The 14,937-nt window shown below is 34.6% G+C and carries 11 protein-coding genes; 8 read left to right on the top strand and 3 right to left on the bottom strand.

Going from position 1 to position 14,937, the window contains the following annotated elements:
* Positions 1 to 394: 394 nt before the first annotated feature.
* The 6 genes from I2490_RS01055 to I2490_RS01030 all read left to right on the top strand — a co-directional run bounded on the left by I2490_RS01055 (position 395) and on the right by I2490_RS01030 (position 10,111).
* Positions 395 to 1,390: an S-layer homology domain-containing protein gene (locus I2490_RS01055; protein ID WP_206457931.1), complete on the top strand. Its 996-nt coding sequence runs from the start codon at positions 395 to 397 to the stop codon at positions 1,388 to 1,390.
* 23 nt (positions 1,391 to 1,413) lie between these two features.
* The gene (locus tag I2490_RS01050; RefSeq protein ID WP_206457930.1) at positions 1,414 to 7,560 is read left to right on the top strand and encodes a hypothetical protein; all 6,147 of its coding nucleotides are present in this window, start codon (positions 1,414 to 1,416) and stop codon (positions 7,558 to 7,560) included.
* A 112-nt stretch (positions 7,561 to 7,672) separates the two neighbouring features.
* A complete protein-coding gene (locus I2490_RS01045) occupies positions 7,673 to 8,347 on the top strand; it encodes a DUF1287 domain-containing protein (protein WP_245157040.1) in 675 nt (224 codons plus the stop codon).
* Positions 8,348 to 8,399: 52 nt separating this feature from the next.
* Positions 8,400 to 8,654, top strand: coding sequence for a TfoX/Sxy family protein (locus I2490_RS01040; RefSeq protein ID WP_206457929.1), 255 nt, complete (start codon positions 8,400 to 8,402; stop codon positions 8,652 to 8,654).
* 32 nt (positions 8,655 to 8,686) lie between these two features.
* Complete coding sequence (locus tag I2490_RS01035; RefSeq protein ID WP_206457928.1) at positions 8,687 to 9,613, top strand: ribonuclease Z; 927 nt, start codon at positions 8,687 to 8,689, stop codon at positions 9,611 to 9,613.
* Positions 9,614 to 9,649: 36 nt separating this feature from the next.
* A complete protein-coding gene (locus I2490_RS01030; protein WP_206457927.1) occupies positions 9,650 to 10,111 on the top strand; it encodes a hypothetical protein in 462 nt (153 codons plus the stop codon).
* A 62-nt stretch (positions 10,112 to 10,173) separates the two neighbouring features.
* Here I2490_RS01030 and I2490_RS01025 read toward each other — a convergent pair whose 3' ends face one another.
* Positions 10,174 to 10,326 carry a hypothetical protein gene (locus I2490_RS01025; RefSeq protein ID WP_206457926.1) on the bottom strand — a complete coding sequence of 51 codons (153 nt, stop codon included), beginning with the start codon at positions 10,324 to 10,326 and terminating at the stop codon, positions 10,174 to 10,176.
* Between the two features lie 301 nt (positions 10,327 to 10,627).
* Here I2490_RS01025 and I2490_RS01020 point away from each other — a divergent pair, with 301 nt between their 5' ends.
* Positions 10,628 to 11,833 carry an IS110 family transposase gene (locus tag I2490_RS01020; RefSeq protein ID WP_206457925.1) on the top strand — a complete coding sequence of 402 codons (1,206 nt, stop codon included), beginning with the start codon at positions 10,628 to 10,630 and terminating at the stop codon, positions 11,831 to 11,833.
* Positions 11,834 to 11,955: 122 nt separating this feature from the next.
* Here the strand turns inward: I2490_RS01020 and I2490_RS01015 are convergent, their stop codons facing one another.
* Complete coding sequence (locus tag I2490_RS01015) at positions 11,956 to 12,570, bottom strand: HD domain-containing protein (RefSeq protein WP_206457924.1); 615 nt, start codon at positions 12,568 to 12,570, stop codon at positions 11,956 to 11,958.
* 100 nt (positions 12,571 to 12,670) lie between these two features.
* On the opposite strand from I2490_RS01015, the gene I2490_RS01010 reads away from it, so the two are divergent.
* Positions 12,671 to 13,204, top strand: a complete 534-nt coding sequence (locus tag I2490_RS01010; protein WP_206457923.1) for a spore coat protein — start codon at positions 12,671 to 12,673, stop codon at positions 13,202 to 13,204.
* A 243-nt stretch (positions 13,205 to 13,447) separates the two neighbouring features.
* Here the strand turns inward: I2490_RS01010 and I2490_RS01005 are convergent, their stop codons facing one another.
* The gene (locus tag I2490_RS01005) at positions 13,448 to 14,920 is read right to left on the bottom strand and encodes a sigma-54 interaction domain-containing protein (RefSeq protein WP_206457922.1); all 1,473 of its coding nucleotides are present in this window, start codon (positions 14,918 to 14,920) and stop codon (positions 13,448 to 13,450) included.
* Positions 14,921 to 14,937: the final 17 nt, after the last annotated feature.

Genomic DNA, 14,937 nt, shown 5'->3' with positions numbered 1-14,937 from the left:
TAAATTATAACAGAAACATTCGTAAACAAACAATAAAATATTATGAAGAAATCGGTCTGTATTTCTTATTTTTGTACTGTATTCTTACAGTTTTTTTTTTGCTTGAAAAACAATTGACAAAATTTGTAAATGTATTTAATATGTAAATATATGGTAAATATCCGTTTGGAAGTATGTACCTTGAAAATTAAAAAGATAGAATGAAAGATGAACAAGGGAAACATTATGAGGCAAAATATAAATATTTTTTAAATAATTAAAAATAATATAAAATTAAAAGAAAAATCTTGAAGTACTCTATTTTTAGGATTACGATGAAAAGAGCATATCGAAGATTGAGTACTAAATTTCCTTATGAGTATAAAGGAATGGAATAATATTGGGAGGAATCCAAATGAACAAAACAATCGTGATTACTTTAGCTGCTATTATGATTTTCGCATCAACAGCCACTTATGCTGCGGACCAGCAATATAAAGACTTAAAAACTACAAATTGGGCGTATGAATCTGTAAAGGCAATGTCTGACAAAGACATTATAAAAGGGTATCCTGATAAAAGCTTCAGACCGCAAAATACGGTAACATATGGTGAATTTATAAAAATGATGGTCGTAGCGACTAAAGATAAGGATTATGAATTGACCGTTGCAGAAAAACCACACCATTGGGCATATAACTATTATCAAAAAGCATTGGAATTAAAGCTATTTGAAGAAGCAGATATTGATAAGAGCATGCTCAATCAGCCAATTCCAAGAAATTACATGGCTCTTATCATAAGTAACGCACTTGGAAAGACAGATATTGAAAATTATACGGAAATTGAAGAATCCGTAAAAGACGTAGATAGTAAGACGAAGTATGATTATCACATCATCAAGTCCTATGCGACAGGCATTCTTTCCGGATATACTGACCGTACCTTTAAGCCGGATGGAACACTAAACCGTGCAGAATCCGCACTTGTCATTTATCGGTTCACCGAACCCGAAAAGAGAACGCCAGTGACAGCGGAATCTCTTAAGAAAGATAATGCACAAGAGCAAAGAAAAATAACTATAGTAACTATTGATGAAGGTTGGACAAAATACACTTTAAACTCTACAGATGTACAATTGGGATACAATGGAATTGAAAAGATTGAAGTCAATTCCATTGGGCGTATCGTGATATATTCTACAGTTTGTTATGATGCTATCAATATATATCTAGATAATACTCTTGTAGACTCTATGTGCTTTACAAATGGTCTTAATTATTACCTTGAAGATGGTTACTATATTTATTTAGCAAATCCATCTAGAAAAAATATAATTACAAAAGGGAAAATTCCTTCATTATTATTTTCAGATGATAATGTTTATCGCTATACAGATGTGATACTGTAATAGGAAAGGAGTGTGCTTTTTAAATGCTAGCTCAAAATAAATTAATACAAAGAGGAATTTTTATTCTTTTAATTTTAACCCTGTTGATTGCAGGGTTTTTTATTGCTCCAAATAAAAGTTTTGCTATTACAAAAACAGAAACAATTACAAAGACAGAAACAATCAATGACTTGGCTTATTACGATATTTGGAAACATGCGGATGGTACTTGGCAGAAAGGCATCAAGCAAGGCTCTTCGGTTTCCGCTACATTTACAATACCTGCAGATATAATTCCAAAGGGAGGAACTTTTATAAGCTGTTCTGGTAAATTTAATAAAAGCTTTAATCAGTTAAAATACAATGCTTATACTGTTAAAAGTGGGAGTCTTTTAGGAAATCCATTATATAATTTAAATAAAAAAATAGTTACTTATACTGTTAATACTAATTTAATAGCCAGAAGTGGAGCTAATGGCAAAGATATTACGAATTCGGGACAATTAGATGCTGTAGAAGGTTACCGTTATTATATTCCGGTGATTATAGAGATCACCTATTCTTATATGATAGAAACAACGGTAGGAGACTTCGAACCAGGTCTTAATGTTCCTCCATCTGCAAAAATTGGAGAAAGTTATACGGTGTCTGATGCATCTATTGTTGATAGCGATGATAAGATAGATTATGCAGTATTAGAGAAACAGTATGGTGATGGAAACTGGAAAAACATAATTATATGGGATGGAACAGGGAAAGCAGGAGAAAACACAGGGGGACAAATAACAGAGTCATATAATGAAGAGGGTGTGATTTTTTATCGACTTACTGTACATGACATGTATGGACAAGTGAAAGAAATTCAAAAGACAATTAATATTATCTACGGTTCTGTAGTAGATGCTACTGCCATTTTATCTCTCCCAGAAAAAACTTATGAAGGGCATCCGGTTACAGCAGAAGATGAATCTACTTACGTTGTAGATGGAGAAGACTATTCGGCTTTAAGAGCCTATGAAGAAGGAAAAGCGAGCAATCGTTTTTCTATCGTAGAAAGTGGAGCCGGAAACATCAGAAAAAATAGTACACCGATTTATGCAACGGCAACTTTTCCAAATAAGGGATATTATAACGTGCAATTAAAAATTAGTCCGAAAAACAGTGGAAGCCTTTACGATGTAAAACCGATTGAGGTATTAAAAACACCAACCGTTCTTGCAAGGTTAGGGGGAACACAAAAACAAAATCGAAAACAGGTACTTAATATTCAAGTGGCGACAAATCCACAAAGTCCTTTAAAGAGAGTGTGGGCAGAAGTCACAAATTTAGAGACAGGTGAAACCGTTCATTTGAATCATAACATAGATGGAAAAGAAAACGCATTAGATAATACCGATGGTATTAAAACACGTCCAATTGAGAAATTAGAGTCCGATCAATACTGGACAAACTGTCAACTTCTATTTTTAACGAAAAATACGAAGGAAACAAAATTCCTATACAAGGTTTATGCCCAGGACAATCGAGGGTTATGGGACGAAATAGAAAAGGAATTTACTGTACAGCCGGATTTACCGCCGGATGCTAAGATTTCCGTTCAGGATGCGTTCTTTCGTGAGAAAGGAACGAATACAGCAAAAATTGAAATGGAAGATGTAAGCAGCAGCGACGGCGATCAGTTGGAACGGAGCTGGTACATCACAGAAGACAGCGATGTGGATGAAAGTTTCATAGGCGAAACGGAAGTAAAGGCAGAAAAGAAAGCGGGATTTACCGATAATTCCTTTGGCACAAAGAAGATTATTTCCGTAAATAAAATAGGAGTTGGAAAGGTAAGGCTGCACCTTCATGTAAAGGACGTATGGACAGAAGAAACGTTACCGGAGTACATCACCGATACAGACTATTTGACAGCAGAAACCACAGCAATCACAAAGGTGGATAACATTGCCCCTGTAGTTAGTTTAAAACCACTGACACCAAGAACAGCAGACATCTTATTGCTTGCAGGAAATACCGAAGAGTATTACAAGTTAAAAAACGGCATCAACACAATGCAGAGCTACTTTTTAGGAAATGCAATTGATGCAAACATTACGGTAGAAAAACTATCTCCTCAACCGTCTGATACACAAAGTGAACATTATAATCATTTATGGACAGTCAGTACACCATACGGATATCAAGGATCATGGAGTGGTTTTTTTGAAGAGGATAACTTTATTTGTGATGATTCGAAAGTTTATCGAGTGGATGCAACTTGGGGAGGAAGCTCAAAAGAATTTTATCCACAAATGCCTTATAAAATAACGGCATATGACGGTTTTACAGGAAGTATCTGCTGGGTGTATACATTAACAGAAGATACCATACCAACAAAGGATAACGGAAAAACAGCTCAATTAGCTCAGGACGAGAACGGCAAGTATTTATATTTCATCAATCATGATAAAACGCTTATTTTAGATAAAGAAACAGGCGCATCCATTGCTGTTTTAGACTTTGCTTTTGGAAAATATAACGTCGCACAGAAAGAAAATTTGTATACTTTTAAGGAAAATGGAATCTACAAAGTAAGTATGTCAGATGGGAATATTCAGAAAGTATTTTCATCTACGATAAATGGAATGTGTCGAATGCTTGGAGGGAAGGTTCATTTTCTTAGTGTAGATGGATTGACTTTGCAGCGAGGCATCTTTGATCTAAACTCATCAAAAGTATATTTGGAGCATATCACAGGTACCGAAAAAGATGATGGAAGCACAAAATATGAAACGATAGATATTGATGTTAAAGGAAATTTATTGGTAAGAGGATTTGCAGATAAAGGAGATCGTAGTGATTATGAACCTATGGTAATCCGATTCTATTCAAGCGACAATAAAGAATTAAAAAAGATTCATACAAATTCAAGTATCAATGATGGAATTAATGTAACAGCAGTTCATGATGCTGGAGGAAATTGCAATTATGCAGTATGGACACATGAATCGGATAGTTCAAAATATGATTATGCGTATGCAAATTTATATGGTCTAAAAACAGATTATAGCGCATCATTTCGAGTGAGAAATAAAAATGGTCCACCTACAGAAGTAAATCATGTAATTTTAGCGGAACAGTTTGGAGAAAAAGTCTATGTAGTAACAGGTGCAATGCATGATTGGATTCTGAATCAGGGATACAGTGGTAGTTGGTGCGGATATCCACAGACAGCAACCGCCTTTTCTTTTGATTTAAAAACAGGAAATGCAGATGAAGCATCGCTTGGAGAAGTAGCAGCTGGAATGTCAAGCAATGAAGAATACGGAAAAAGAAGTGATGTATTTCGTATTTCTCAAATTGGTGCATCGAGTGAATATAGCGGAGAAAGCATATTAAAGGTTTGGACTTGGAATCAAAGCAGAGAACAAATCGTAGAGCGATATTTGAGAAAACATAGCATTAACGATGTGGATATTAAGATTTTAGGGGTATACAGCCAGTTAGTGGATTATAGTACGAATATAAATGATCTATTAAATAGTATGAAAGACTATAAAACTAAGTTTTTGAATTTAGGTATTTTTTCTGATGTAAAAGATGCAGTGCAAAATGTAGTGGATACGGTAATGGGAGAACGTGAAGTAGAGAGCGATATTGCTGTAATTGATGTAAAAGATGGTGGCGGTAAAATAGAGAAAGAGTTTTCATTAAATCCGGAAACCCAATATTATTACGAGTATGAAATCAAAGCAACGGATGAAAATGGGGATATGAAATTTATTGCAGAACCAATGAAAACAAGCAGAATCAATGGTTCGGAAATATTGGATGAAAAGTATAAGGTAGTCAAAAGCTATGAGGAAGATTTTAACGACAGCAATTTGAATCCATTCTTCAATCTGAAACCAAATAGAGTAAAAAACGGGATTTATCAAGGGGCAAACAGAACGGATCATGTAAGCAGTAGTAAAAATCGCTTTTATAGTGATAGTAGTATGATGTGGTTTGAAATTCCACAAGGAAAACAAGCAATTTTATCCTTTGACTACGATATGAACACGGATGGCAATCAACAATGGAACTCAAATGGAGCTTGGATTGGAAAAGGTGAAAAGACGGTTGATGAACGAGGAGAAGAAATTGTAAAGGTGATAGAATCAAAGGAATGGCAAGAATTTGTTCCAGGGAATCGAGAAGGTCATTATACGCATCACTATCTGTTAACAGAAGGAATCAATACCATTAGCTTTCGTGCGTGGACATACGGAAGAAGACATTTAAGTGTATGGACACATATTGATAATTTGAAAGTATTTTTAGTTGAAAAAAGTGATAAAGAGAAGAAGGAAACCGAAGAAAATATTAGCAATAAAATATTCTCAGATTGGAATCAAATGTCTGGTATTTTTGAAACTCCTGGTAGCACCGTTGCATTTACAAGACAGCAGGCGGAATATTCAAGTGGTGCATTTGGTGTTGCAAAATATACTTCTTTAGATAGTTATTATAAATACTTAGATATTCCGGATGGGAAAACAGCAATTTATTCGGGATTAGATACAAAATCTAGGGGGTGGGATGGCAATAATTGCTCTTATCGCTGGGATGATTATACTTGGACATACGATTCTGACCCTAAAGATTCACGCGATGAGATGGATAATATCTCTTCAAATTATCGTATTAGTCTACCTAATTTAACGGGAAAACAGAGATTTAGATGTCAAGATAGTAGACGTTCTACTGCTAGTATTCCAAACGTTGAATTAATGGTAGTGGACAAAACAAATACGTTAACAGAAGAAAATCGGTATTTTTTTGCTCCAACAAAAGAGGGTGATACCGGACTGTTCGTAGAAAATGATATTTTTGACAGAAAAGTAAAGATCTCTTTTTCATCTCAGAACAAAGGACAGTATCAAATAAGGAACTTTAAAATTTACAGCTTAAATAAGGGGAAAAAGGTTTATATTACTAGAGAAATCGGGGGAATAGAAAACTGGAACAAAGAAAATATGACTGTAAAAATAGATAAGTTAAAAGATGAAAAAGAAGAGGAAGATAAGCTTGTTTACAAAAAAGGCGAATTGGTCGCTTATGGGATTTCTTATTATGATTACGAAGAAGATCCGTCGAAGAAACAATACTGGCGTTATACCCATACTCCATTCAATGACGGTGCGCATCCGGACGCAGCCACCATTTTAGATGATGAGGGAAATGTAGCATCTCAAGACTTAAATAAGGTGTTGAATCAACCGATTCAAAGGTTTTATGTAGATGGTAAATACATCGTAGAGCATTGGCAAGAAGATAACACTTATCGTCTTGCACCAGACTATAAGGAGGTGAATTCAAACGGGCGTCCATTGTATGATAAAGCATCAAACATAGAAAGCCTGACATTCTACATTGAGGGAGGAGCATCCGCACCGTGGATTACGTCTATTAAGACCGTACCGCTAAAAGTCAAAGAAGGACAAGCCTTTCAAGTTCAAGTCGGTGTAGACGATATGGAAAAAGATGAGTTGCGGCTGACAATCGAAGTGTATAAAGATAAAAAGCTCATTTATACCTATCGAAAAACAGGATTAACAGCAATGAATGGTATTTATCCACTTACTACAACGGGCATCGTACAAAATGAAGCGCAATCCGGAAGATATGAAGTTATATGCACAGTAAGAGATCAAACCGGAGCTGGAATGGACACGTACCGTTTTACGGTTATATCGGAAGGAAGAATAACTGGCAGGGTGTATCATACAGAAAAGTGGGATGAAAACCGAAAGAAGTATAATATACACCGATTTAAGGAAGAAGTAAATCGAGTGATTCCTTATTCCGATTATTTAAAATTAAAGGAACCGAGGAAACGAGGAACCAATGTCTTTTGGTCTGGTGAAAAATTTATGCTGCATGCAGATGTTGCCGGCAGTCCAACAAAGGTAACTTGCAAGATTGAAGGATATCCATCTTACGCTACGACCATGAAAAGCACTGGAAAGAAAAATGCCAAAAATGAAACAATCTACAGTGGGGTGCTTTGGGATGAATCTATGCTCAATAAATGGGGAAGAAGTAAACCAAAGGAGTTATCTTTTATTTTTACAGCTACTTACAATGGAGACATAACGAAGATGCAGACAGTTAATGTCATTGTAGACAGTAAAGAAGATTACTGGCAGCTGCATCGATTATTTTAATATGTAATATGTCCTAAAAAATACGATTGTAATATGGAAAATGTAGGAATATAATACGAAATATAATTAAGAATATGTAAGATAAAATATAAAGAATATAGGGAAGACAGGCATGAAAAGGAAGAGGGGTAAAGTTAAAATAAAACGTCCAACAATAGCAATGATTATTTTATTGTCTATTTTTGCAGGCATGTGTCTCTATGCTCTGAAATTTTGGAATGTTATCCCTGATCAAAGCTATACAGCAGAGGATTTTGGAATTCAGACAATAAAAAGTGAGACGGATTATAATAAAAATGGGACAGATGATTTTACCGATATATTACTTGGTGCTCGATCATATGTACAGACGAAACCAGCCTATAAAAGCGCATATTATTCAGGAGGTTATCCGCCAGATGGAGTAGGTGTCTGCACAGATGTAATTTGGAAAGCATTTCAGAATGCTGGATATTCATTAAAAGATTTGGTGGATGATGATATTACCCAAAATCTTGATAGCTATACAACAATTATGCAGCCAGATCCTAATATAGATTTTCGGCGTGTTCGAAACTTAAAAATTTTTTTTGATCGAAATGTGCCGTCATTAACATTAGATGTAAGTAGCGTGGAGGAATGGCAGCCCGGAGACATTGTCATTTATCATAATCACATTGCAATTGTATCAGATAAAAGGAATAAAAACGGACGACCATATATTATTCATAATGCAGGTCAGCCGAATCTTGAAGAGGATGCACTTACCAGACAAGAAATAATTGGACATTATAGATGGATACCTTAGAGAAATAATTTGAAATAAATCGTATGAATTGCTGAAGTAGGGAGGACTTAAAATGGGTGAGTTATCAAGATTACCTAACATTGGAAAGGTTGTTGAAGCGCAATTAGAAGAAGTAGGAATTAAAACGACAGAAGATTTAAGAGCAATTGGGAGTAAAGAAGCTTGGTTAAAAATCAGGGAAATTGATCCTTCGGCATGTATTCATAAATTATATGGTTTAGAGGGAGCAATTCAAGGAATCAAAAAAAGCAACTTACGAGAGGATACAAAAAGTGATTTAAAGGAATTTTTTCGTTCCTTTAAATAAGTGCATTTAAAAAGAATGATGGGGGAGACTGGATGATCGATGTATACCTGCCGGGGACAGGTGGTATGATTCCACAGAAAAACCGATGGCTCAGTTGCTGCTGGATAGAACATCAAGGACAGGCAATTTTAATTGATTGTGGGGAAGGAACACAGATTGCATTAAAAGAGTGTGGATGTAAAATAAGCCGTTTAAATATGCTTTTGATTACTCATTTCCATGCGGATCATATTGCAGGATTACCAGGGCTATTGCTTACGCTTGGTAATAATGGAAAGACTACGCCGCTGATTATTGTTGGACCAGTTGGCTTAAAGAAAGTATTCGATGCTTTGACGGTGATTGCGCCGGTTATACCTTATCCCATTGAAACAATTGAAATAAGAAATGATGAAATTGAGAAACTGAAAATGGGGGAAATGGAAATATCTTATGTTTCATTAAAACATAGTATTGATTGTTATGGATATAGCATAACTCTAAGGAGAAAACCTAGATTTAACCCGGAAAAAGCACACAAGCTTTGTATACCTGAGCAATATTTTAAACGACTTCATGCAGGAAATATAGTTCAGTTAGACGATGGACGAGTGGTTACTCCCAAAATGGTTTTAGATGGAGAACGCGATCCCATTAAAGTCTGCTATTGCACAGATACAAGGCCAATTGATGCGATGATAGAGTTTGCCAAAGGTGCTGATTTGTTAATCTGTGAAGGTATGTATGGAAAAATGTGTATGCAGAATAAATTAGAGGAAAAAGGTCATATGCTATTTTCTGAAAGTGCACGAGTTGCAGAAAAAGCATGTGTAAAAGAGCTATGGCTTACGCATTATAGTCCTGCGTTAATAAAACCTCAAGATTATTCAGATTCTGTAAAAAAAATATTTAAAAATTCGGTTGTAGCTTATGACGGAATCCATTTAACACTTCCAAATAACGAAAAAACAGATAAATAAATTACTTTATGTATATTATCGGAGGATACATTTATTATGAAAAAGTTTCTATTTATTATTTTAATGTCAGTGGTATTTTTATCAGGATGTAGTGATAATTCTGTAGAATCCAGTTTTTTTAAAGATGCACCGGAAAAAGCAATTGCATTGATTGTAAATTTACCAACGCCGGAGCAGATATTAGAATACAAAGTTTCAGAAACCTTATATTTCGATGAAACGGATGAAAAAATGCTGTTCATTCCTCGATATGAGCATACAACAATTGATGTTTATGCACTAGAGTATGATGAAGAGGTTGAAAATCTAGCGGAAAAGAAAATATATTCCAATACTGATAGTAAAAAGGATTTTTGTTTGGAATTCCGAGCAATTCGTCCGGAAGGAATTCCAAATTACAAAGTTTCCATTGGTTTACCAAATGGTATTCAGAAAGAATATATTTTTTCGTATAATGGAAAGGATGGCAACCCTAATATGGAATATATTTTAGAGTAAAAAATTATTATAATTTTATTGATTAGTATTAAAAGGAGTGGGAATTAACCACTCCTTATCTTTTACATTGGATTTGCTTTTACTTTTCCGCTTTTTGCTTTACCTTGAATTTCAGGTACCGGTTCAACATCATTTTTTGGAATATGTGTTTTATGATTACTTTCTGTACCATGAGGATCTTTTGGATCTGGTCTTCTCATACCTGCTTTTGCCATAATAACTAACTCCTTTCTACTACAATATATTTATGGTTAATGTGCTTGACAGCCAGTCAGGTCACTATCCATCTTGTTGCTTAAGCTGTTAGAATGTATGGAGCAATAGGTATGGCGTCTTCCTTTCTTGGACTTCGCGTCCGTAAATTAGACTGCTAACCAGCTCCTCATTCGCAGCGTTCGTTTTATGCAGGTTGAACTGCTTCCTACAGTACGTTCGGGTCACACCACAGTAGATGGAATAGGCAATGAGTAAAACTGGTGTTTATCCATTGCAATAATCTATAGGAGTGACAAATTTATGAACGCAGTAGGTATTGATGTTTCTAAGGGCAAAAGCATGATTGCTATTCTCCGCCCATATGGTGAGATTGTTTCTTCACCTTTTGAGATTCACCACACTTCAAGTGAAATTAGTTTCTTAATTGAACAAATCAAATCCATTGAAGGTGAATCACGGATTGTCATGGAGCATACTGGTCGTTATTACGAACCATTAGCTCATGAGCTTTCTCAGGCAAATCTTTTCGTAAGTGCCGTAAATCCAAAACTTATTAAAGATTTCGGAGATAATTCTCTCCGTAAAGTCAAGTCTGATAAGGCAGATGCTGTTAAAATAGCTCGTTATGCTCTTGACAGCTGGACTGATTTGAAACAGTATTGTCTTATGGATGAAATACGCAATCAGTTAAAAACAATGAACCGTCAGTTTGGTTTCTATATGAAGCACAAAACGGCTATGAAAAACAACTTTATCGGCATTCTTGATCAAACCTATCCAGGTGTTAATACTTACTTCGATAGCCCTGCCCGTAATGATGGTAGTCAGAAATGGGTTGATTTCGCCACTACATACTGGCATGTGGACTGTGTTCGTAAAATGTCTCTAAATGCTTTCACCGACCATTATCAGAAATGGTGCAAGAGAAAGAAGTACAACTTCAGTAAATCAAAAGCTGAAGAAATCTATGGTGCAGCTAAGGAGCTTATTCCCGTACTTCCTAAAGATGACTTAACCAAACTGATTGTTAAACAGGCTGTAGAACAGCTAAATATCGCCTCTCAAACAGTGGAACAACTTCGTTCTTTAATGCATGAAACTGCATCTAAACTGCCAGAGTACTTTATCGTCATGGAAATGAAAGGCGTTGGTTCGTCTCTAGGTCCTCAGCTAATTGCTGAAATTGGAGATGTTACACGCTTTACTCACAAAGGCGCCATTACAGCATTTGCTGGTGTCGATCCAGGTGTAAATCAATCTGGAACCTATGAACAAAAGAGTGTTCATGCTTCCAAAAGAGGATCTTCTACCTTGCGTAAAACTTTGTTTCAGGTCATGGACGCTCTTATCAAAAATAAGCCACAGGATGATGCCGTGTATCTATTTATGGACAAGAAACGTGCTCAAGGTAAACCTTATTATGTCTACATGACTGCAGGTGCCAATAAGTTCTTACGTATCTACTATGGACGAGTGAAAGAATACTTAGCATCTCTTCCGCAGTAATTACCACATACATACCCTTATTTCAGACCAGCCATATCCGGTGGTCTTTTTGTGATGGTCATATTTCCTCATTGTACTTTTGAAAAAAATCAACTTTTTACTATTGACTTTTTATTTGCAGGCTAATTTTCAAAATTTGATTTTTTTAAAAACAATTTAATATTTTTCTCTTCTTCTGCTAAATTTGCATTGGTTCTTCCAAGTCTATCGCATAAACCAAGTAATGCAACTTCATGGATATCTGTTTGTTGTTTTAATCCTTTTAAATCAGAAAAAGGCAAATCTCTAGTAACAAATAAAATATGCATATGATATCGAATTAAAGCGGATACCTTATCAATAAAATTATCATCTTCGGTAAATACAGATAAGAAATCTTTGGCTAGATCTGCTCCAATTTTATCATGATTATAGGAGGTTATTTTTCCTTTTCTTGATTTTGTTGTAGAAGGTTTACCAATGTCATGAAGAAGGGCTGCCCACATAAAAACAGAAGGATTATGACTTTGATTTTTTCTTCTGGCTGCTTCATCTACTACTAACATGGTATGGTTCCAAGCACTGCCTTCCGGATGATGAATGGGTGACTGTTCTGTTGATTGCAAGTCCAAAAGCATGGAGAATGGATATGTTTTGCATTCTTTTAATTTAAAAACACGATTGATGTAGTTTGATGGAGCTTCATCTTTCATTAAATGTTGGCTGATTGATTCGAATATCTGTTTTTTGTTACACATAATTGCACCTCATCATTATTATCCATATTTGAAATAGAAATATTCGAAAGAAAGTACATTTTTTTATTATTATGGTGCATATTAAATTTGAGGTGATTTTATGAATACATTAACACAAAAAGAAATGACGTTATTGCAAGATGAAAAAAAGAATGAAGAGATTTGCATAGAAAAATATAATAAATATGCATCTCAAGCATCCGATCCGCAATTAAAAGCTCTATTCCAGGAATTGGAAGGAAAAGAAAAGGAACATTTAAACACAATTAATCAAATGTTAAGCGGTACTGTGCCAACGATGAATACCAGTCAGCAAAAACCACAATTTCAAGGAATGTCACAGTCACAATCAACATTGCCGCAAGCAGCGACTCAGTCACTATCCACAATGCAGTCACAAGCGATTTCACAGGCACAAGCGCAGCCGAATGCATCAAATAGTTCACAGAGTGATGCTTATCTTTGCACAGATGCTCTTTCTACTGAAAAATTTATTTCTTCAACGTATAATACTACCATTTTTGAATGTAAAGATGCTAATATGAGACAGGCTCTAAACCATATTCAGAAAGAAGAACAAGAACATGGTGAGAAAATTTACAATTATATGGCACAAAACGGTATGTATAGCTAGTCTTCATAGAGTATGTAAGAATTAAAAAAGAAAAAATAGAGTGGTAATAAATATTATCACTCTATTTTTGTTATATAATGAGTAAATTGCCCGGGAAAATTGTTCAACAAATCGAAGTTCCTTTTAAAAAACCGAGGCCTATTACCATTTTTTCAAATGGTGAGTTTATAAAATTAAAAAGCAGTATTTTAAAATTCTTAAATAAAGATATTTTTAAATAAAAAGGTCAATTTCTATATTTTTTTATTTGTTTTTTATATATTTGCGGATTAGTCTGCTTGCTTTTGATTGTGAGATTTTTAATCTTGAAGCTAATTTATAGGACGTATTATAGTATGGATATAATGCGTTAATTAAACGTTCTTCCTGTGCTTCTAAGAAGGATTCAAAACTTTCTATCTCGGAGAGGTTTGAGAATGAATCTATTGAAGTATCTTCTTTAAAAGTAGCCTCTGAATTACTATCTTTATCATTTTGACTCACTAAGACTTCTTCTGTAAATGTATTTATGGAATTCTGAGTTTTTAAAGAATTAGAATAAATATTATTTGGAAGCATATTTGGGGTAATGTATTTATCTTGACTATTCAGTATTAAAAACTCAATCAAATGCTCTAATTCTCGAATGTTTCCTGGCCAAGAATAATGGCATAATATTTCGAGAGTATCCTTGGAAAAAACAACATTTGTATCATGCTTCAGATTAAAAATATTTGAAAAATGACGAATTAATAATAGGATATCCTCTATACGTTCAGCCAATGAAGGCATTAAAATTGTAACAACGGCTAAACGGTAATAAAGATCTTCTCGAAAGGTTCCTTGTGAAATCAGAGATAGGATGTCTTTGTTTGTTGCAGCTACAATTCTTGTATCAACTTGTTTTGGATGTACTCCGCCTATAGGAAGATAGGTCTTGTCCTGAACCAATTGAAGTAATTTTGACTGTAATGAAAAAGGAAGCTCGCCGATTTCATCTAAAAATAAGGTTCCTTCATTTGCAACTTCTACAAGACCCTTCTTTCCGGTGTTTAAAGCGCCGCTAAACGCTCCCTTGACATATCCAAATAGCTCCGATTCAATTAAATTTTCTGGTATGGTAGAACAATTTATGGTTACAAATGGGCCTTCTTTTCTTGGACTGTTTTGATGGATACGCTGAGCAAGCTGTGATTTACCTGTACCGGAATTGCCCAATATTAGAATATTGATATTTTTAGAAGCCATATTATCCGCAAGTCGATAGATATTTTGCATCGCTGGACTTTTAAATTCAGCGAGAGTAGGGAGAACTTGCGGTTTATTCTTTTTTTGTTGTGGTGGAATAGGTAGATTGAAAAGGGAACTATTCGGTGCGTAAAACTTTAAATCATCAAAATTTCTGCAATGGGCAATGATAAGTGTTACCGTATCGTTTAAATCTAAAATAGGAGTTAGAGTTGTAATAATCATTTTTTGATTCTTTAATGTTTGTTCATAAGTAATTTGTTTTTTTGCTTTTAAAGCAAGTTCAAGAAAAGAATGATTCATATCATGATTTTCTAATAAATCTTGAGGTTTTTTTGTGTTCATTTCCGATTTGGGTAACTTATAAAGATTCAATAATGCTTTATTATAAAAAATGATTTCACCATTGTTATTTAAAAGTAAAATACCATCCATTAAATAATCCCAAATATGATTTAAATTATTTGGAAATAATTCATTATGATACATAATAGTTTCCTCCATTC

Origin of the sequence: Anaerovorax sp. IOR16, assembly GCF_017168145.1 — a bacterium.
Taxonomy (GTDB): Bacteria; Bacillota; Clostridia; order Peptostreptococcales; family Anaerovoracaceae; genus IOR16.
The sequence above is the reverse complement of the archived record's forward strand: the minus strand, read 5'-3'. Positions and strand labels throughout refer to the sequence as shown.